The 23,102-nt window shown below is 69.5% G+C and carries 1 protein-coding gene (cut by a window edge); it reads left to right on the top strand.

All coding sequences use genetic code 11. The features are described 5' to 3' along the window. Window positions 1-23,102 carry the 3' portion of an amino acid adenylation domain-containing protein gene (locus OIK44_RS12565; protein ID WP_273671098.1) on the top strand. The gene continues 7,042 nt to the left of window position 1, outside the view, so the window shows 23,102 of its 30,144 coding nt (coding positions 7,043-30,144); its start codon lies beyond the left edge, outside the window; the stop codon is at window positions 23,100-23,102.

The raw sequence follows: 23,102 nt of genomic DNA, 5'->3' as shown, positions 1-23,102 counted from the left end.
GGGACGAGGCGCGCCTGCACGTGTATGCGGCGCAGTTGCTGGACGCGCTGCGGCAAGGCCGCCATATGCCGGCCGATCTGGTCCGCATCGCCTATACGCTGCAACTGGGGCGCGAGCCGATGCGCGCCCGCCTCGCGGTGCTGGCGGCGAACCTGGATGAATTGCGCGACGGCCTGGCGGCCTTCGCCGGCGGCGCCAGCGCCGGCCATGTGTTCGCCGGCGCGGCCACGCGCGATGGCGAGGCCCGCTCCGACGAGGCAGACGCGCTGCTGCGGGCGGCCGGCGCGGCGGCGCCGCAAATGCTGGCCGCGCTGGCCGGGCTGTGGGTGCAGGGCGCCCGCGTCGACTGGACGCCGCTGTATGCCGGGCGGCGCCAAGCGCCGCGGCGTATCAGCCTGCCGACCTATCCGTTCGCCAGGGAGCACTACTGGGTGCCAACGGAGTTCACGGCGCCGCTGCCGGCGCTCGCGCCTGTTGCGGCGGACGCGGCCTCGGTATTCGAGGAAAGCTGGCAGGTGCAGCCCTTGCCGGCCGGCGGGGGGGATGCGCCGCGTACGGTGCTGTGTCTGGTGTCGTCGCCCGGGCAGCAGGTCGCCGTGGCGCGCATCGCCGCCGAGCGTTCGCCGGCGACGCAACTGCTGTTCGCCACGCATCCGCAAGCGGCTGGGCAGTGGGCCGGGCAGGCACTGCCGGTCGAGACGGTGGACCCGTCCGAGATCGGCGAACTGGCGGCGCGCGGCGCCGATGCCGTGCTGTATCTGTGGCCGGTGCGGGAGCCGGCTTTCATTGCAGACAGCGGGCCAATTTTCCGCTTGCTGGGCCGGCTGCCCGCGACGTGCCGGACGCTGTTGCTGGCCGGCTGCGCGATGGACGAGCACCAGCAGGCGCTGCTGGAATCCTGGGGCGGCTTTGAGCGCACGCTGGGCCGGCACACCTTGCCCGGCCTGCAGGTGCGTTGCGTTATCGGCGTGGGCCAGGCCGATCTCGAACAAATCTGGGCGGAGCTTTGCCATGGCGGCGCGCGCAGCGTTCTGTATGCCGGCGGGCGGCGCCAGCTTGCCGTGGTGCGGCCGCTGGCCCGCCAGGCCGGCGCGGGTGTGCTGCGGCACGGCGGCACCTATCTCGTCACGGGCGGCCTCGGCCGCATCGGCCTGTTGATCAGCCGTTACCTCGCTTCGACCCATGGGGCGCGCCTGGTCCTGACCGGCACGGGGCAGCTGGACGCGGCCCGCCAGGCCGAGCTGGAGCAATTGCAAGCGCTGGGCGGCGAGGCGCTCTATCTGGCGGCCGACGTCGCCGATGAAGCGGCGATGCGCACGGTGGTGGCCGAGGCGCAGGCGCGCTTCGGCGGCTTGCACGGCGTGATCCACGCGGCCGGCAGGATCAATCACGGCGGCATCGCCGAAGCCGATGCGCAACAACAGGCCGGCGTACTGGCCGCCAAGGTGGCCGGCGCGGTCGTGCTCGAACGGGTCACGGAGGACCAGCCGCTCGACTTCTTCTGCCATTTCTCGTCGGTGGCGGCGCTGCTCGGGGATTTCGGCTCCTGCGATTACGCCGTGGCCAACCGCTTCCTGCTGGCGCACGCGCGGCTGCGCCGGGGGCGCGGCCGTTCGGTGGCGATCGCCTGGCCGGTCTGGGCCGAGGGCGGCATGCGGCAATCGGACGGACATGCCGAGCGCTATCTGGAGGCGAGCGGTCAGCGCGCGCTGGCGTCGGACGAGGGCGTGGCCCTGTTCGCCGAGCTGCTGGGCGCGGGCTGTTGCGCTCCGGTTGTGATGGCGGGCGCGTGCGAGCGCCTCGCGCAGCTGTTGATGCCCGCGCAAGGGGGCGCCGTTCGGGCGCCGGGCCGGCACGCCGTGCGCACCGAACTCAAGGGCCTGGGCCTCGAAGCATGCATCGTCTGGGATCTGAAGACCAAGGCTGGCGAACTGTTGAAACTGGAGCGTTCGCGCGTCGATGCCGACGAAGACTTGACGCAGTTCGGTTTTGATTCGATCAGCCTGACCCAGCTCGCCGCCGCCGTCAATGAGCTGTATGGCATCGGCGTCACCCCCGACCTGTTCTTCTCCCAGCAAAGCCTGAACCGGATCGCCGCCCATCTGGCGGCGCATCAGCGCGCCGCCGTGGCGGCCTGTTACCACTGGGGCGAGCCGGCGGCGGCCGACGACGGCTGGGCCGACTTCCTGCTTGCCGGCGGCAATGCCGCATCGCCGGCCCATGCGCCGGCGCAGGATCTTGAACCGATCGCCATCATCGGCATGAGCGGACGCTTTCCCGGCGCCCGCACGGTGGACGAACTGTGGCAGATCCTCAAGGATGGCCGCGACGTGGTGCAGGAAATTCCCGCCGATCGCTTCGACTGGGAGACGATCTTCGGCGATCCTGCCAGGGAAGCGGGCAAGACCAACGGCAAGTGGCTCGGCGCGGTGCCCGGTGTCGACGAGTTCGACCCCTTGTTCTTCGAGGTGTCGCCGCGCGACGCCCAGACGATGGACCCGCGCCAGCGCCTGCTGCTGCAGGAAGCCTGGGGCGCGCTGGAGGATGCGGCGCTGGGCGGCGCGCGGCTGGGCCGCAGCCGCGTCGGCATGTACGTGGGCGTCGAGCAGGGCGATTACCAGCAACTGCTGGAACGCGGCGCGGGCAACGTCACCTCGAACCACGACGGGATTCTCGCCGCGCGGCTGGCCTACACGCTCAATCTGAGCGGCCCGGTGATGGCGATCAACACCGCCTGTTCGTCCGGCCTCGTGGCAGTCCATCAAGCCTGCGCCGGCCTGCGGCTCGGCGAGCACGATACGGCCATTGCGGCGGCGGTGAATCTGCTGCTGGCGCCGGACATCTTCATCGGCCTGGGCCAGGCCGGCATGCTGTCGCCCGACGGGCGCAGCTACGCCTTCGACCGCCGCGCCAATGGCCTGGTGCCGGGCGAGGCGGTGGTGGCCGTGGTGCTCAAGCGCCTGGCGCAGGCGCAGGCGGACGGCGATCCGATCCACGCGGTCATCCGCGGCAGCGGCATCAACTACGACGGCAAGACCAACGGCATCATGGCGCCCAGCGGCGCCGCCCAGACCCGCCTGTTGAGCGAAACCTATGCCCGCTTCGGCATCGACGCGGGCCAGCTCGATTACCTGGTCGCCCACGGCACCGGAACGCGGCTCGGCGATCCGGTCGAGATCAACGCGCTCAACGATGCGTTCCGCCAGGCCGGCAGCGTGGCCGACGGCCACTGCGCCGTGACGTCCACCAAGCCCAACCTGGGCCACACCTTCGCCGCTTCGGGACTGGTGAACCTGGTGGCGCTGGTCCAGGCGCTGCGCCACGAAACGATTCCCCCCAGCCTGCATTGCGAGCAGGAGAGCGACTACATCGCCTGGGAGCGCAGTCCGTTCTATGTGAACAAGAGCCTGCGGGCATGGCCCGCGCATGGCGCGCCGCGCCTGGGCGCGGTGAGCGCCTTCGGCATGAGCGGAACCAATGCGCACGTCGTGGTGCAAGGCTACGCGCAGTCCGATGTCGCGGCGCAGCTGCCGCCGGCCTTCCTGCTGGCGCTGTCGGCGCGTACCCAGGAGGCCCTGCAGCAGAAGGTGCGCGAGCTGTGCGCCGTGCTGGACGGGGACGGGGGAGCGGCACAGCTGTGGCGGATGAGCCGGACGCTGCTGTCGGGGCGCCAGCATTTCAGCCACCGCGCCGCAGTCGTCGTGCAGGATGCGGCGCAGGCCCTGCATGCCTGGACACAATGGGGCTCAGGGGATGCCGCGCCGTATGTATTCAAGGGCAAGCTGGCCCACGATTTCGCCGAGCAGAAGGCTTTGCATCGTTACGGCCAGAGCATGCTTGAGCAGTGCGCCATTGGCGGCGATGCCTGCCAGGAGCAGTTGCTGGCGCTGGCGGAGCTGTATTGCCAGGGCTATGCGTTGGAATGGGAGCTTCTGTTCGGCGCCCGTCCGCCGCAGATGATGCATCTGCCGACCTATCCGTTTGCGCGGGAGCGTTACTGGGCCGATCCGGCCCGGGCGGCAGTGCCGGCGGCTGCCGGCGTGCTGCATCCGCTGCTGCACCGGAATACCTCGACGCTTGCGGAGCAGCGTTTCAGCACCCGTTTGGCGGCCGAACATGCCGTGCTGCGCGACCACGTCGTGCGGGGACGCAGCGTGTTGCCGGCGGCGGCGCAGCTCGAATTGGCGCGCGCGGCGGTGGGGCTGGCGCTCGACCAGGCGCAGCCCGGCGACCGGGTCGTCCTGCAGGGCGTGGCCTTCCTGCGTCCGGCCGTTGGCGGCCCGTCCGGGCTGGAACTGCACATCGGCCTGCAGGGGCGCGAGGATGGACAACTGGAATACGAGATTTACGGTCCCGACGATACCGGCGAGGCCGTGGTGTACAGCCACGGCCGGGCAATGGCGCTGCCGGCCGAGCCTGCTCCGGTGGTCGAGCTGGCAATGCTGGAAGCGCAGTGCGACCGGGTTTTGGATGCCGGCGCGTTGTATGCCCTGTTCGAGCGGATGGGCTTGAGTTATGGCGAGCATTTCCGTGGCTTGCAGTCATTGCGCGCCGGCCGCGACCCGCAAGGGGAATTGCTGGTGGCGCGCCTGGCATTGGCGGAAGCCGGCCGGCCGGGCGTGGATCAATACCTGCTGCATCCGGGCTTGCTGGACTCGGCCTTGCAGGCGTGCGCCGGATTGTACGAGGGCCTGGACGGCGGCGCGACGCTGCTGCCCTTTGCGCTGGACCGGCTGGAGGTCTGGTCGGCGCTGCCGGCCCGGGCCGCCGTGGTGGTCCGCCGCGTGCCCGGCCAGAACGGCGCGGTGCAAAAATTCGACTTGACGCTGAGCGACGAGGCCGGCCAGGTATGCGCCCGGCTGAGCGGTTTCAGCAGCCGCGTGCTGGCCGGCGAGGCTGGCCCGGCGGCCGGCACCTTGCTGGCCGTGCCGCGCTGGCGCAGCGCCGGCGCGCCGTCCGACAGCGGCATGTTTGCGCACCATCAGGTGCTGTTGTGCGAAGTCGACGAGGCCACGGCGCGGGCACAGGCCGGCGCCAGTTGGGATACGGCGCGGGTGGCGGTGCTGCATGCGGACCCGGCCGCCAGCCTGGCCGAACGTTATGGCGAGTATGCCGCGCAGTTGCTGCTGCAGGCGCAGGAGATCGCCCGGGCTCCGGCCACGGGCATGGTGCTGCTTCAGTTGGTGGTGGATCAGCACGGCAACGGCGAAGTGCTGCGCGGCCTGGGGGCGCTGTTGAAGTCGGCAAGCCAGGAGAGCCGCCATCTGCACGTCGAGATGCTGGCGCCGGGCGGCGCCGGACTGCAGCCGCTGGAACTCGTGTTTGAACAAGAGCAGATGTTGAACGCGGCGTCGGCCGGGCAGCATTTGGCGCGCGACGGCGGCGTGTACCTGCTCACCGGCGGATTGGGCGGGCTGGGCCTGCTGGTCGCCAAGGCGATGGCCGGACAGGCCAAGGATGTCACGCTGGTCTTGACCGGCCGGCGCGCCGTGCCGGCGGACGATCCGCGGCTGCGGGCGCTGCAACTGCTGGGCGCGCGGGTGGATTACCGGGCGGTGGACGTGAGCGACGCCGCCGCGATGCGCGCGCTGGTGGCGGACGCGGCGCAGCGCCACGGCGCGCTGGCCGGTGTCGTGCACAGCGCCGGCGTGCTGCGCGACAGCCTCGTGCTGCACAAGACGCCGGAGCAATTGCGCGAAGTGCTGGCGCCGAAAGTGCGGGCGCTGCAGGTGCTGGACGAGGCGACGCAGGGGCAGCCGCTGGATTACTTCCTTACTTTCTCGTCGGTTGCCGCCGTGTTCGGCAACATCGGGCAGGCCGACTATGCGGCAGCCAACGCTTTCATGGACGGCTACGCCCGGCAGCGCGAGCAGCGGGTCGGGCAGGGACTGGCGCGCGGGCGCACCGTGTCGGTCAATTGGCCGATCTGGGCCGACGGCGGCATGCAGATCGACGCGGCCGCGCAGCAGCGTTTGCGGCGTGCCACCGGCATGGCCCCGCTGCCGAGCGACGCGGGACTGCGCGTCATCGAGCAGCTGCTTGCCGGCGAGGGCACGCAGTGGCTGGTGCTGCATGGCGCGCCGGAGCAATTGCGGCAGGTGCTGCGGCAAGGGAGCTTCGCCGGCGCGCCCCAGCCTGAAACGGTGCCGGCGCTCGTGCCGGCCGCCGCCGTCGACCAGGGCGAGCTGCGCGACAAGGTGGAAGCCGCCTTGACGCGGGAAGTCAGCGTGCTGCTGAAGGTGCCGGCCGCCGACCTCGACCCGGATGCGCCGCTGCAGGAATTTGGTTTTGAATCGATTTCGCTGACCCAGTTCGGCAATGAGCTGAACACCAAATACGGCCTGGATCTGAGCCCGACGCAGTTCTTCGAGACGCCGACGCTGCGTGGCCTGGCGCACTACCTGGTGCGCGAGCACCGGGCGGTACTGTTGCGCAGTTTCCAGTTGAGCGTCCCGCTGGCCGTTGCGCCGCCGCCTTCGCGTGGCGAGGCCGTCGCCGTCCAGGCGGCGGACAGCCGGGCCAAGCCGGGTTTGCGGCGGACGTTCGGTGCTCAGCTCATGCAGCCGGCACTGCCGGCGCCTGAGCCGGTGGCGATCATCGGCATCAGCGGACGCTTTCCGCAGGCCGCCGACATCGATGAATTGTGGCTGCGGCTGGTCGCGGGCACGGACTGCATCGGCACCATTCCGTCCAGCCGCTGGGATAGCGAGCGGCTCGGCGCCCAGCTCGGGCTGCGGCTGGTGAATCGCGCCGGGATGATCGATGGCGTGGACGAGTTCGATCCGCTGTTTTTCAATATTTCGCCGCGCGAAGCGCAGGAGATGGACCCGCAGCAGCGGCTTTTGATGACCCACGTCTGGAAAGCGCTGGAAGACGCCGGTTATTCTGCGCAGAGCATGGCGGGTAGCCGCACCGCGCTGTATGTGGGCACGGGCAGCAGCGGCTACGGCGAACTGCTGGTCGACGCCGGCGTGGCGGTCGAGGGGTTCAGCGCGGCGGCGCGGGTGCCGTCGATGGGGCCGAACCGGATGAGCTACTGGATGGACTGGCACGGGCCGAGCGAACCGATCGACACCGCCTGCTCCAGTTCGCTGGTGGCGATCCACCGGGCGGTGATGGCATTGCGGGCGGGGCTGTGCGAACAGGCGGTGGTCGGCGGCGTGAACACCCTGGTCGCGCCACTGGCGCACATCAGCTTCAGCAAGGCCGGCATGTTGAGCGAAGACGGCCGTTGCAAGACCTTCTCGAAGGACGCCAACGGCTATGTGCGCGGCGAAGGCGTCGGCATGCTGGTGCTCAAGCCGCTCAGCGCGGCCGAGCGCGACGGCGACCACATCTACGGCCTGATCCGCGGCACCGCCGAGAACCACGGCGGCAAGGCCAGTTCGCTGACGGCGCCGAATCCGCGCGCGCAGGCGGACCTGATCAAGGCGGCATTCGAACATGCCGGCGTCGATCCGGCGACGGTCGGCTACATCGAGGCGCACGGCACGGGCACGCCGCTGGGCGACCCGATCGAGGTGCAGGGCTTGCAGACGGCCTTCGCGGAACTGGCGCAGCGGCAGGGCAAGGCGCTGCCGGCCGGCTACTGCGGCCTGGGTTCGATCAAGACCAATATCGGCCATCTGGAACTGGCGGCCGGCGTGGCCGGCGTCATCAAGGTGCTGCTGCAACTGGGCAAGCGGACGCTGGTGCCCAGCCTTCACTGTGAAGAAATCAATCCCTACATCCATCTGGAAGGCAGCCCGTTCTACGTCGTCCGGGAAAGCCGCGCCTGGGAAGCGATGCGCGATCCCCAGGGCGAGCCGCTGCCGCGCCGCGCGGGCGTCAGCTCCTTCGGTTTCGGCGGCGTCAATGCCCACGTGGTGATCGAGGAATACATGGCGCCGTTGCGCGCGCCGGCGTCCCTGCAAGGCCCCGCAGTGATCGTTTTGTCGGCCAAGGACGAGCAGCGGCTCGACGAGCAGGTGCGCCAGTTGCTGGCCGTCCTGGAGTCCGGGCGCCATGGCCAGGAAGACCTGGCCGACATTGCCTACACCTTGCAGATCGGCCGCGAGCCGCTCGGCATGCGGCTCGCCTGTGTGGCCGGCACGCTGGAAGAGCTCAAGGACAAGCTGCGCCGCTATGTGCAAGGCGAACGCGGCATCGAACAGATGTACCAAGGTGAGGTCAGGCGCAACAAGGAGGCGCTGGAGCCGTTCTCGGCCGACGAAGAGTTGCGCGAAGCCATAGCCAAATGGGTACAGCGCGGCAAGCTGCACAGGCTGCTGGATTTGTGGGTGAAGGGGCTGGCAGTGGACTGGACGCTGCTGTACGGGGCGGTGAAGCCGCGCCGCATCAGCCTGCCGACCTATCCGTTCGCACGCGAACAATACTGGGCGGACCCCGTTGCGAGCGGGTATGCGGGGCGCTTGGGCATGCCGCCGGCGGCTGCACCGGCGCTGCTGCATCCGCTGGCGCAGCGGAATACCTCGACGCTGGCGCAACAACGCTACAGCGCGACGTTCAGCGGCGAGGAGTTCTTCTTTGCCGAACACCGTGTGCGGGGACAGCGCATCCTGCCTGGGGTGGCGCATCTGGAGCTGGCGCGCGCGGCGGTTGCCGCGGCCCTCGAACTGGAGGGCGCGGGCTGCGGCATCTGCCTCGAAGGCGTCGTGTTCCTGCGGCCCATCGTGGCGCAGGACGGCGCCGCCGAGCCGCTGCAGGTGCACGTCGCCCTGTCGATGCTGGACGACGGCACGCTCGAATACCGCATACACGGGGATACGGAAGCGCTGGTGTACAGCCAGGGCCGGGCCATGCTGCTGGAGCGGGATGCCGCGCCGTCACTGGATTTGGACGCCCTGGCGGCGCATGCCGGGGAGGAAACCTCGGCGCAGCGGCACCACGAGCTGTACGCGGCGCTCGGTTTCCATTACGGCCCGCAGTTTGAGCTGGTCGATCGGGTGCGCACGGGCAGCGACGCCGCCGGCCAGCCGTGGGCGTTGGGCGAGCTCGACCAGTCCCGGGCGCAGCGCCTGGAGGCCGGCTTTGCCCTGCATCCGGGCATGATGGATTGCGCGCTGCAGGTGTCGACCGAGTTGTTGATGAGCGTGCAGAGCGGGCGCGAGCAGCGCCTGGCATTGCCGTTCGCGATGGAGCGGGTGGAGATTCTGGCGCCGCTGCCGGCGCGGGCGCGGGTGCTGGCGCGCCTGAGTCCGGGCACCGACGCCAACGGCGTGGTGCAGAAGGTGGACGTGCAGATTAGCGACGAGAGCGGCGCGGTCTGCGTGCGGCTGTCGGGGTTCAGCAGCCGCGTCGTGGAAAGTGCTGCGGCCGGAACGGCGAGCACCCAGTTGTTGCGGGCCGGCTGGCGGGTTTCCGCCGCCGGCCTGCGGGACGCGCGCAGCCATTGCGTGGTGCTGTGCGAGCCCGGCGCCGAGTTGCGGCTCCAGGCCGAGCGGCAATGGCCCGGCGCGCAGATGCGCGTCTTGCACTCCGATGCGACGGATCTGGCGGAGCGCTATGGCGCCTATGCCGAGCAGTTGCTGGCGCTGCTGCAAATGCCGGCCGACGAGACTGAAGAGCACCGCTTGCTGAGTCTGGTGGTGCCGGCGTCTGGTCCGGGTCGGGTAATGCGCGCGCTGGCTGGCCTGCTGCGCGGCGCGGCGCTGGAGAATGCGCGGCTGGATGTGCAGCTTGTCGATGCCGGCGAAGCTGGCCTGCAACTGCTGCAGCGCAGCCTGGAAGAAGCGCGCGGCGCTGCCGCGGCGGCGCTGTGCAAGGATGGCGGCGTGTACCTGATCACCGGCGGCCTGGGCGGACTCGGACGGATCGTCGCCCAGGCGATGGCCGAACAGGCGCGCGGCATCACTTTGGTGCTGAGCGGACGCAGCGCGGCGAATCCGGATGCGCTGGCGGACTTGCGCGAGCGCCTGGGGTCGGCGGCGCAGGTGGAGTACCACGCGCTGGACGTGGCTGACGCGCCGGCGGTGGCGGCGCTGGTGGCCGGCATCCGTGCAAGGCACGGGCGGCTGGACGGCGTGATTCATAGTGCCGGCATATTGCGCGACGGCCTGGCGGCGAACAAGACGCCGCAGCAGTTGCGGGATGTACTGGCGCCGAAGGTGCGCGGCACGGCCGCGCTGGATTTGGCCACGCGCGGCGAGGCGCTCGACTATTTCATCGCGTTTTCCTCGACCAGCGGCGTATTCGGCAACGTCGGTCAGGCCGACTACGGCGCCGCCAACGCCTTCCTCGACGAATTCATGGCGCAGCGCCAGGAGCAGGTCGAACAGGGTCTGGCGCAGGGACGCAGCCTGTCGGTCAGCTGGCCGCTCTGGGCGGAGGGCGGGATGCGCGTCGACGAGGCGACGCAGGCCGGACTGTGGCGCAGCGCCGGCCTGGCGGCGCTGCCGACGGCGGCCGGCCTGCAGGCGCTGCATGCGGCGCTGGGGCAGGATGGCGCCCACGTGGTGGTACTGCATGGCGACGCGGCCCGGCTGCAGCCGTTGCGCGAACGGCTGGATGCGCCGGCGCCGGCAGCGCCGGCCGCCGTGGCGATGGCGCCGGCCGGCGATGACGCCGAATTGCTGGCAAAGACCGAACGCGCGCTGATCCGCGAGGCCAGCGCCTTGTTGAAACTGCCGGCGCAGCGCATCGCCCTCGACGCGCAACTGACGCAGTTCGGCTTCGATTCGATCACGCAGACCTCGTTCGGTAACCACCTCAACAAGAAGTACGGGCTGGCTCTCAATCCGACCCAGTTCTTTGAAACCACGACGCTGGGCGCGCTGGCGCGTTATCTGCTACGGGCTTACCGGACGCAGATGGCCGTAGCCTTGAATGTGGCCGCGCAGGCCGGCAGTGCGCCAAGCATCGCGGCGGCGCAGCCCGCCCGCGCGGCGCGCGCGGTCGCGGTGCCGCAGCGGCTGGTCCGCGCGGCGCCGGCGTCGGCGGAGCCGGTGGCGGTGATCGGCATGAGCGGGGTCTTCCCGCTGGCCGAGGATCTGGCGGCATTGTGGGAAAACCTGCGCAACGGGCGCGACTGCATTACCGAAGTGCCGCAGGCGCGCTGGGACTGGGACAAGCTGGCAACTGAGCTGGGCCTGGAGCCTGGCGTGCGTATCAACAGCCGGGCCGGCGTGATCGACAGCCTGGCCGAATTCGATCCGCTGTTCTTCCAGATTTCACCGCGCGAAGCCCTGACCATGGACCCGCAGCAGCGGCTGCTGATGACCTATGTCTGGAAGGCGGTCGAAGACGCCGGTTATTCGGCGCAAAGTCTGGCGGGCAGCAAGACGGCCCTGTTCGTCGGCACGGCGGCCAGCGGCTACACGAGCTTGCTGGCCCGGTCGCGCACGGCGATCGAGGGTTACAGCACGGCCGGCACGGTGCCGTCGATGGGACCGAACCGTACCAGCTACTGGATGGATTGGCGCGGACCGAGCGAGCCGATCGACACGGCTTGTTCGAGCGCCCTGGTGGCCATCCACCGGGCGGTGGCGCTGCTGCAGATGGGGCAGTGCGAGCTGGCGATGGTCGGCGGCGTCAACACGCTGATCGCGCCTGACGCGCAAATCAGTTTCAGCAAGGCGGGCATGTTGGGCGAGGATGGCCGCTGCAAGACCTTCTCGAAGGACGCGAACGGCTACGTGCGCGGCGAAGGCGCGGGGATGCTGATGCTCAAGCCGCTGAGCGCGGCCGAGCGCGACGGCGACCACATCTACGGCCTGATCCTCGGCAGCTCGGAAAACCACGGCGGCAAGGCCAGTTCGCTGACGGCGCCGAACCCGCGCGCGCAGGCGGACCTGATCAAGGAAGCGTTCGATCGGGCCGGTGTCGATCCGGCCACGGTCGGTTATATCGAGGCGCACGGCACCGGCACGCCGCTGGGCGACCCGATCGAGGTGCAAGGCTTGCGGACGGCGTTTGCGGAGCTGGCGCAGCGGCAGGGTGGGGACGTGCCGCAGGCGGAGGGCTATTGCGGGCTCGGTTCGATCAAGACCAATATCGGCCACCTGGAACTGGCGGCCGGCGTGGCCGGCGTCATCAAGGTGCTGCTGCAGATGCAGCACAAGACCCTCGTGCCGAGTCTACACAGCGCGGAAATCAATCCCTACATCCAGCTTGAGGGCAGTCCGTTCTACATCGTGCGCGAGACGCAGCCCTGGAAAGTCCTCAACGACGCGCGCGGCAATCCGCTGCCGCGCCGTGCCGGCGTGTCGTCATTCGGTTTCGGCGGTGTCAACACCCATGTCGTGCTGGAGGAATATGTCGCGAAGGGGGCGCCAGCGGCGTCGTTGCCGGTGGACGAAGACAAGCCGGCGCTGATCGTGCTGTCGGCCAAGGACCCGGAACGGTTGCAAGACCAGGTGCGCCAGTTGCTCGACGCGGTCGGTCGCGGCGTGATCCGCGCCGACAACCTGGCCGATGTCGCATATACGTTGCAGGTCGGGCGCGACGCGATGGCGGAGCGTTTGGCGTTGCTGGCAGCTTCGCCGGAAGAACTCAGCGCCAAGCTGCAGGCTGTGGCGGATGGCATGCCCTTGGGCGACGACGTTTTCCGGGGCGAGGTGAAGCGCCAGAGCGGTGAGTCTGCGCTGTTTGCCTTGGATGAAGACCTGGCCGGGGCGCTCGACGCCTGGTTGGTCAAACGTAAGTACAGCAAGCTGCTTGAGCTGTGGGTCAAGGGCGTGGCTTTCGACTGGAACCGGCTGTACGGCGCAAGCAAGCCTCGGCGCGTCAGTCTGCCCAGCTATCCGTTTGCGCGGGAAACCTACTGGGTGGGCGACGCCGCGCCGGCGGCTGTGCTTTCCGGCGCGGCGCTCGCAGCCGGCGCCGCAGTGCTGCACCCGCTGGTGCAACGCAACACCTCCGATCTGTCGGAGCAGCGCTTCAGCAGTCGCTTCAGCGGCGGCGAGTTTTTCCTGGCCGACCACGTCGTGCAGGGCCGCCGCATCCTGCCGGCGGTGGCCTACCTGGAAATGGCGCGCGCGGCGCTGCTCCAGGCCGGCGGCGCGGACGCCGGCGGCGGCGTGCGCCTGAAAAATGTCGTCTGGGCGCGGCCCGTGGTGGCCGACCAGCCGGTGGAGGTGCATATCGGGCTGTATCCGGAAGCGGACGGCTCCGTCGGCTTCGCGGTCTACAGCGATGCGGACGTGGTGCACAGCCAGGGCACGGCCGAAGCCTTGCCGGCGGGGGCCGCCGAGCGGCTCGACCCGGCGGCGCTGCGCGCGCAGTGCGACCGCCTGGTGCTGGACGGCGCCGAGTGCTACCGCCGCTTCGCGGCGCTGGGACTGGCATACGGGCCGGCGCAGCAGGCCATCGAGGTGATCTATGTCGGCGCCGGCCAGGCGCTGGCGCGCCTGCAATTGCCGGCCTCGCTGGCGGCGTCGGGCGGCGACTACGTGCTGCATCCGAGCCTGCTCGATGCGGCCTTGCAGGCCGTGGCCGGGCTGGCGCCGGACGACGGCGCGGCGCAACTGGCTTTGCCGTTCGCCGTGCGCGAGGTCGACGTCGTCGGCCGCTGCGGCGAGCGGATGTGGGCCTGGGTGCGCCCCGAGGCGGGCAGTACGCTCGAGGACCGCGTCCGCAAGGTCGACATCACGCTGTGCGACGACGAGGGCGTGGTGTGCGCGCAATTGAAGGGCTTCGCCAGCCGTCCGCTCGACAGCGAGGGGTTTGCCGGCGCGGCGCCTGACGACGGCGCGGAGCGCCTGACGCTGCTGGCGCCGGTGTGGGACGTCGTGGCGCCGGCCGTGCAGGCCGCGCCGGGCCGGGTGCTGTTGGTCGGCGGCGGCGCGCTGCGGGAAACGCTGCGGCGGCAGTTCCAGGGAGAGGTCGCCGAGCTGGACGCCGCCGGCAACCCTGCCGCGCTGGCGGCGGCGCTGGCCGCCCAGGGCGAGATCGAGCATCTGCTCTGGGTGGCGCCGGAGGCCGGATCGCCCGGCCTTGCCGAGGACGCGATGATCGCGGCCCAGCACGACGGCGTGCTGCAGTGCTTCCGGCTGGTCAAGGCCCTGCTCGAAGCCGGTTACGGCAGCAGGGCGCTGCGCTGGAGCGTGCTGACCGCGCAAACCCAGGCGGTGCATGCGGACGAGGCGGTCAATCCGGCCCACGCCGGCGTGCATGGCCTGATCGGTTCGCTGGCCAAGGAGTACCCGAACTGGCAGCTGCGGCTGGTCGACATGCCGCAGGACGGCGCCTGGCCCGTGGCCGAAGCGCTGCGCCTGGCGCCGGATGCCCAGGGCAACGGCTGGGCGTGGCGCGGCGGCCAGTGGTATCGGCAGCAACTGCTGCCGGCGCGGGTGGCGGCCGGGGCGGCGGCGCCCTACCGCCGGGGCGGCGTGTACCTCGTCATCGGCGGCGCCGGCGGCATCGGCGAAGTGTGGAGCGAACACGTGATCCGCAGCCACGCCGCGCAAGTGGTCTGGATAGGCCGGCGGCCGGCCGACGCCGACATCGAGGCGAAGATCGGCCGGCTGGCCCGGCTGGGACCGGCGCCGCTGTACATCGCCGCCGACGCGGCCGACCGGCAGGCGCTGGAACGGGCCTGCCGGCAGGTCAAGGAGCGCTTCGGCGCCATCCACGGCGTGATCCATTCGGCCATCGTGCTGCGCGACCAGAGCCTGGCGAACATGGACGAGGCGCGCTTCGGCGCCAGCCTGTCGGCCAAGGTCGACGTCAGCGTGCGGCTGGCGCAGGTGTTCGGCGAGGCGGAGTTGGGCGGCGCGCTGGACTTCGTGCTGTTCTTCTCTTCGCTGCAAAGCTTCACGAAGGCGGCGGGGCAGAGCAACTACGCCGCCGGCTGCACCTTCAAGGACGCGTTCGCGCACCAGCTGGGCAGGGTCTTGCCATGCCGCGTGCGGGTGATGAACTGGGGCTGGTGGGGCGGCGTCGGCGTGGTGGCATCGAGCGCCTACCGGGAGCGGATGGCGCAAACGGGGCTGGCCTCGATCGAGCCGGACGAGGGCATGGCCGCGCTGGCCACGCTGCTCGGCGGCGGCGCTGGCCAGCTGGCGCTGCTGAAAACCACCGCGCAGGCGGCCCGCCAGGGGCCGCAGTTCGCCGAGGCGGTCCAGGTGTTTGCGCCGCAGTACGCGGCCCTCCTGGGCACGCTCGACACTTCAGCGGGCAAGGCGCTCGCGCCGGCCGGGCAGGCGGAGGCGGGCGCCTTCGACGCGCCCCTGCAGGCGATGCTGGGGCGGCTGCTCTGCGGGCAATTGCAGGCGCTGGGCCTGGGTGCCGGGCAGCAGGGCACGGCGGCCGAATGCGCCGCCGCCCTGGGGTTGCCGGCTTTGTACGGCCGCTGGTTCGAGCAGTCGCTGCGGCTGCTGGCCGAACAGGGCTATCTGCAGTTCGACGGCGGGCAGCTGTCGACGCGCGGCATGGCGCCCGTCGACATGGCGGCCGCCTGGGCCGAATGGGAGGGCCGCAAGGCGCTCTGGCTGGAGACGCCGGCGTTCCGGGCCCAGGTGGCGCTGGTCGAAACGACGCTGCGGGCCTTGCCCGATATCCTGGCCGGGCGGGTGCCGGCCACCGAGGTGATGTTCCCGGGCTCGTCGATGCGTCTGGTCGAGGGCGTCTACAAGCACAATCCCGTTGCCGACTACTTCAACGCGGTGCTGGCCGAGGTGGTGCTCGCTTTCGTGCAGGCGCGCCTGCGGCAGGACCCGGGGGCGCAGGTGCGGATACTGGAAATCGGCGCCGGCACCGGCGGCACCAGCGCCTTGCTGTTCGAGCGGCTGCGGCCGTATGCGGCCCACGTCGGCGAGTACTGCTACACCGACCTGTCGAAGGCCTTCCTGTTCCATGCCGAAAAAGAGTACGGCCCGGCCAATCCGTATTTGCGCTATCAGTTGTTCGACGCCGGCCGGCCGCTGGCGGAACAGGATCTGCAAGCGGGCAGCTACGACCTGGTGGTGGCGACGAATGTGCTGCATGCGACGGGGAACATCCGGCAGAGCGTGCGCAATGCCAAGGCGGCGTTGCGCGCCAACGGCCTGCTGCTGTTGAACGAGATCAGCCGCAGCCATGTGTTCACGCACCTGACCTTCGGCTTGCTGGAGGGCTGGTGGTTGTACGAAGACCCGGAACTGCGGATTCCCGGCTGTCCCGGCCTGTCGGCCGAGGGCTGGCGCAAGGTTCTGCGGGACGAGGGCTTCGGCGCGGTGGTCTATCCGGCCGGCGACAAGGAAGCGCTGGGGCAGCAGATCATCGCCGCCGAGAGCGACGGCGTGGCGCGCCAGCGCTTGGCGCCGCCGCCGGTGCGGGAGCCGGCGCACGCCGCCCCTCAGGCATTGTCCGCGAAGCTGGCGTCGCCAGTGCCGGTGGACGGCGTCGCCGGTGCTGCGGCCACGCTGCACGAGAAGGTCGTCGCCTATTTCAAGGGTTTGCTGGCGGAGACGCTCAGACTGCCAAGCCACAAGATCAGTGCCACCGAGCCGTTGGAGAAATATGGCATCGACTCGATTCTGGTCGTGCAGTTAACCACCGTATTGAGGGGTGTTTTCGCCAATGTCAGCAGCACGCTGTTCTTCGAATACCGGACCATTGAGGAACTGGCCGGGCATTTCATCAAGACCGAGCCGGAAGCGCTGGGCAAGGTGCTGAAGCTGACGCCGGACAGCGCCGCCGGCGCCACGGATAGCCGCACCGCGCCGCCGGCGCAAGCCGAGCGGATAGCCGCGCCCGCCAGGATGGCGCGGCGCTTGCTGCCGCGCGGACCAGCGCAGCCGGCCGCGCCGGGGCCGCTGTTGGCCGGGCGGGACGTGGCCATCGTCGGCATGTCCGGCCGTTATGCGCAGGCCGGCAACGTCGATGAATTCTGGGAAAACCTGAAACAGGGCCGCAACTGCATCAGCGAAATCCCGGCCGAGCGCTGGGACCACCGGCGCTATTTCGACGCCGAAAAGGGCCGGCCGGGCAAGAGCTACAGCAAATGGGGCGGTTTCATCGACGGCGTCGACCGCTTCGATCCGCTGTTCTTTAACATCGCGCCGCGCGAAGCCGAGCACATGGACCCGCAGGAGCGCCTGTTCCTGATGGAAGCCTATGCGAGCATCGAAGACGCCGGCTACACGCCGGCCAGCCTGAGCCCCAACGGCAAGGTCGGGGTGTTCGCCGGCGTGATGAACAGTAACTACGGCAGCGGCACCCGCTATTGGTCGATCGCCAACCGGGTGTCCTACCTGTTCAATTTCCAGGGGCCGAGCCTGGCCGTCGATACGGCGTGCTCGTCGTCGCTGACGGCTGTGCACCTGGCGCTGGAAAGCCTGCGCTCGGGCGCTTGCGACGTGGCGATCGCCGGCGGGGTGAACGTCATCATCGATCCCGTGCAGTACGTGGCCCTGTCGGCCATGAACATGCTGTCTGCCGGCGACAGCTGCCGCTCTTTCGGCGACGGGGCCGACGGCTTCGTCGACGGCGAGGGCGTCGGCGCGCTCGTGCTCAAGCCGCTGCACCAGGCCATTGCCGACGGCGACCCGGTGTACGGGGTGATCAAGGCGTCGGCGCTCAACCATGGCGGCAAGACCAACGGTTACACCGTGCCCAATCCCCACGCGCAGGCGGCGCTGGTCGCAGGCGCGCTGGCGGAGGCGGGCATCGATCCGCGCAGCATCAGTTACCTGGAGGCGCACGGCACCGGTACGCCGCTCGGCGATCCGATTGAAATAGCCGGGCTCAGCAAGGCGTTCGGCGCTGCCACGCAGGAGCGCCAGTTCTGTGCCATCGGCTCGGTGAAGTCGAATATCGGGCACTGCGAAAGCGCGGCCGGGATAGCGGCGGTCACCAAGGTGCTGCTGCAACTGAAACACGGCCAGTTGGCGCCTAGCCTGCACGCGGAGGTGCTGAATCCGCACATCGATTTCGCCGCCACGCCGTTCCGCGTGCAGCGCGAGCTGGGCGAATGGCTGCGGCCGGCGGACCAGCCGCGCCGGGCGGGGATTTCCTCGTTCGGCGCCGGCGGCGCGAATGCCCACGTGGTAATCGAGGAATACATGGCGACAGCGGAGCAGGGCGCCACGTGGCGCGTTAGCGCCGACCAGCCCGCGTTGGTGGTGCTGTCGGCCAAGAACGCCGAGCGGCTGCGCGAACGCGTGCAGCGCCTGTTGGCTGCAATCGACGCTCAGGGCTGGGGGGACGAGCGGCTCGCCGACCTGGCGTTTACGCTGCAGCTTGGCCGTGAAGCGATGGAAGAGCGGCTGGGCTTGCCGGCGAGTTCGATGGCGGAGCTGCGCGCGAAGCTGACGGCGTGGCTGGCAGGACGCGACGCGAACGGCGAGCTGTATCAGGGGCAGGTCAAGCGCAACCAGCAAACCGTGGCGGCCTTCGCCGCTGACGATGACATCGCGCGGGCGATCGACACCTGGGTTGCGAAGGGCAAGGTGCACAAGCTGCTGGAATTGTGGACCCAGGGCTTCAGCTTCGACTGGAACCTGCTGTATGGCGACAAGCGGCCGCGGCGTCTCCATTTGCCGGCGTATCCGTTTGCCCGCGAGCGCTGCTGGAAGGACGAAGCCGCAGCTGTGCCTGCGGCCGCGCCCGCCGGCGCGAGCGCGGCGCTGCTGCATCCGCTGGTGCACCGCAACACCTCCGATTTCAAGGGGCAGCGGTATAGCTCGCGCTTCGACGGCCGGGAATTCTTCCTGGGCGACCATGTCGTGCAAGGCAGGAAGGTGCTGCCCGGCGTGGCCTATCTCGAAATGGCCCGCGTGGCGCTGTGCGAGGCGGGCGGCGTTGCACGAGGCGGCGCGCTGCGCTTCCGCAACGTGGTCTGGTCGCAGCCGCTGGTCGTCGACCAGCAGCCTGTGGACGTGTCCATCGACCTGGAACCGGCGGAGTCGGGGCAGCATGCCTATGCGGTCTACGCCGGCGACTCCAGCATATTCAGCCAGGGTGTGCTCGAAGCGTTGCCGTTTGCCAGCCCGGAACGGCTTGATCTGGCGGCGCTGCGTGGCCAATGCGGGCGCGGCGAATGGCGCGCGGCCGACTGCTACGCGAAGTTTGCCGGCGCCGGCCTGCACTATGGCGCCGCGCACCAGACGATTGAAGCCTTGTACCTGGGAGAGGGGCTGGTGCTGGCCCGGCTGGCCCTGCCTGCCGTGGTGGCCGCAACGGCGGGCCAGTACGGCTTGCATCCAAGCCTGCTGGATGGCGCCTTGCAGTCGCTGATCGGCCTGACGCCTGAAGGCGACGGCGATGGGCGCTGCGCGCTGCCATTTGCGCTGGAAGAACTGGAGGTACTGGCGGATTGCGGCGAACGCATGTGGGCGGTGGCGCGTTTCAGCGCCGGCAGCCGTGCCGATGACAGGGTCCGCAAATTCGACCTGCAGCTATGCGACGACGATGGCCGGGTTTGCGTGCGCATCAAGGGCTTCGCGACGCGGGTGCTGGAAGGCGGCCTGGTCCTTGCGGGTCCGGCCAGCAGCGCCACGCTGCTGCTGCAGCCGGCGTGGCGGGCCGAATCGGCCCCGGCCCAGGCTGCTGCGCACGGCCATGGCGAACATTGGGTGCTGTTGTGCGACAGTCCGGTCGATGCGGCCGCATTGTCGGCGCGCCTGGCAGGCGCCCGTTGCGAGCATCTGCCGCCGGGCTATGCGGCGCAGGTGCAGGCCGTGCTCGCGCAGTTGCAGACGCTGCTGCGGGACAAGCCGGGCGCTCCGTTGCTGTTGCAGTTGCTGGTGCCCGAGTTCGGCGCGCAGCAGGTGGCCGCGGGCTTGTCCGGCCTGTTGAAGAGCGCGCAACTGGAGCATACGAAGCTGGTCGCACAGGTGATCGCGGTCGACCGCGAGGACGACGTGGATCTGCTGGCGGCGAAGCTGCGTGAAAACAGCCGCTGCCCGAGGGATGCGCAGGTCCGCTACGCCGAGGGCGAGCGCCAGGTGCTGGGTTGGCGCGAACTGCCGCTTGAGCAGGCGCCTATGCCTTGGAAGGCCGGCGGCGTCTACCTGTTGACGGGCGGTCTTGGCGGCCTCGGACGGATACTGGCCAGTGACATTGCGCGGCAGGTTCGCGGCGCCACCCTGGTACTGGTCGGCCGGCGCGCGCTGGACGACGCCGGGCGGCAGGCGGTTCGCGCGCTGGAAGCGCTGGGCGCCCGGGTTGAATACCGGGCGGTCGACATCGCCGACCGCGCGGCGGTGGGACAACTGCTGCTGCAGGTGCAGGAAGACCATGCGGCGCTCAACGGCATCATCCACAGCGCCGGAGTGGTGCGCGACGGCCTGCTGCTGAAGAAGAGCGGGGCCGAGGTCGATGCCGTGCTGGCGCCCAAGGTGGCCGGCCTGATGAATCTGGACGAGGCCAGCCGGGATATCGACCTGGACTGCTTCATCTGCTTCTCCTCGCTCGCCGCCGTGCGCGGCAACGTCGGGCAGGGCGATTACGCCGCCGCCAACGCCTTCATGGACAGCTACGCGCGCTATCGGAACAGTCTGGTGGCGCTCGGCCAGCGGCACGGCCAAACGCTGTCGCTGAACTGGCCGCTGTGGCAGGACGGCGGCATGCAGGTCGATGCCGCCACGGCGACGGCGATGGAACAACTGACCGGCATGCTGCCGATGCGCAGTGAAAACGGCATCCGGGCGCTTTACCAGGCATTGGCGAGCGGCGAGGATCAGCTTGCTGTCATCGAAGGCAACGCCGAACAGATCCGCCAAACGATGTGTGTCCGGGGCCTGGATGACGGCGCCGGCGAACCGGCCCAAGCCGCAGTTACGTCCTCGGTGGGCAGCGCCGTGGACGCCGAACTGCTGCGCGAAAAGGTGCGCCGTCTGTTGATCCAGACCGTGTCCTCGCTTTTGAAGGTGAAGGTCGAGGATATCGACCCGGACGCCGAATTCAGCGAATACGGCTTCGATTCGATCACCCTGACCAACTTCGGCAATACCCTGAACCGGGATTGCGGCACCCAGCTTGCACCGACGCTGTTCTTCGAGTACCCGACGCTGAAAGGCTTGGCCGACTACCTGCTGGAGCATTACCGGGTTCTGTTTGCCGCCCGCTTCGGCATGGAAGGCAAGGGCGTGGCGGTGGCGCCGGCCCCCGCCGCGCGCGGCTCGGGCCGCGCGGCAAGCATGGCGCCGCGCGCATTGCGGCCCGCGAGCGGCGGCGCCAGCGGCGCAAAAGAGCGGCGCGAGCCGGTCGCCATCATCGGTATCAGCGGCTGCTTCCCGCAGGCGGAGGACGTCGAGGCGTTCTGGCAGAACCTGAGCGAGGGGAAGGACTGCATCACCGAGGTTCCGGCCGAGCGCTGGGATTGGCAGGCGTACTACGGCGATCCGGCGGCCGAGGACAACAAGACCAAGGCCAAATGGGGCGGTTTCATCGACGGCGTGGGCGACTTCGATCCGCAGTTCTTCGGCATTTCGCCAAAGGAAGCCGAGCTGATGGACCCGCAGCAGCGCCTACTGATGCTGCACGCCTGGAAAGCCATCGAGGACGCCGGCTATGCGGCCGGCAGCCTGGCCGGCAGCAACACGGCGATTTTTGTCGGGACTTGCGGCACCGGGTATGGTGAACTGATCACTCGGGCGGGCGTGGCCATCGACGGCTATTCCTCGACCGGCGCGGTGCCGTCGGTTGGCCCGAACCGGATGAGCTATTTCCTCGACCTGCACGGGCCGAGCGAACCGGTCGAGACGGCATGCTCCAGCGCCTTGGTGGCGATGCGCCGCGCCGTGCTGGCGATTGAACGCGGCGACTGCGAGCTGGCGATCGTCGGCGGCGTCAATACCATCCTGACGCCGACCGGCACGATCAGCTTCAGTAAGGCCGGAATGTTGGCTGAGGACGGTCGTTGCAAGACATTCTCCGAGCAGGCCAACGGCTATGTGCGTGGCGAAGGCGTCGGCATGCTGGTCCTGAAGCGCTTGAGCGCCGCCGAGCGCGACGCCGACCACATCTACGCGCTGATCCGCGGCACAGCGGAGAACCACGGTGGCCGCGCCAATTCGCTGACGGCGCCCAATCCGAAGGCCCAGGCCGAACTGATCAAGTCGGCGATGCGGGAAGCGGGCGTCGATCCGCGCACGGTCGGTTATATCGAGGCGCACGGGACCGGCACCGCGCTGGGCGACCCGATCGAAATTAACGGTCTGAAGATGGCCTTCCGCGATCTCTACGCCGACAGCGGCAGCGGCGACGCCGTGGCGGCGCATTGCGGCATCGGCTCGGTGAAAACCAATGTCGGCCATCTGGAACTGGCGGCCGGCGTGGCCGGCGTGATCAAGGTGCTGCTGCAGATGCGTCACCGGACGCTGGTGCCGAGCCTGCACTGCGCCACGCTGAATCCCTATATCGACCTGGAGGGCAGTCCGTTCTATGTGGTGCGCGAAAAAGCCGACTGGGCGCCGCTGCTGGACGGGCGCGGCAATCCCTTGCCGCGGCGCGCGGGCGTGTCTTCGTTCGGTTTCGGCGGGGTGAATGCCCACGTGGTGCTGGAAGAGTACCTGCCGGCGGCGTCGCAAGCCGCCCAGCCGGTCGACGGCGCGCATCCGGCGTTGATCGTGCTGTCGGCGAAGAACGCCGAGCGCTTGCAGGACCGGGCGCGGCAGCTACTCGAAGCGATCCGGCGCGGCGCCGTCACCGAGGCGAATCTGGCCGATGCGGCCTACACGCTGCAGGTCGGGCGCGAGGCGATGGAGGAGCGGCTGGCGATGGTGGTGGCCTCGGTCGAGGAACTGGCGGACAAGCTGGGTGCCGTCCTTGCCGGCGATGAAAGCGTCGACCGCCTGTATCGCGGCCAGTTCAAACGCAACAAGGACGAGCTGGCGACTCTTGCCGCAGACGAGGATATGGCCGCGACGCTTGATGCCTGGATGCAGAAGGGCAAGCACCACAAGCTGCTCGAACTCTGGGTCAAGGGACTGGTCTTTGATTGGAACGGCCTGTACGGGGGCAATCGCCCGCGGCGCATTTCTTTGCCGACCTACCCGTTTGCAAGGGAGCGCTACTGGGTTCCGCAGGCGCAGCAGCGGCCGGTGCAGCAGGGCAGCGCCGAGAGTGCCGGCCGGAGTGAGGATTTTGACCGGGAGTTCTTCGCCCAGTTGTTCCAGGACGTAGACAGCGACTTGCTGAGCGTGGAAAGCGCGCTCCTCAAGGCGCGCTTGAAAATCTAA

The sequence above is a fragment of the Janthinobacterium fluminis genome (genome assembly GCF_028595325.1).
In the GTDB taxonomy this organism is placed as follows: Bacteria; Pseudomonadota; Gammaproteobacteria; order Burkholderiales; family Burkholderiaceae_D; genus Janthinobacterium; species Janthinobacterium fluminis.
This window is presented reverse-complemented; position numbering and strand designations above follow the sequence as displayed.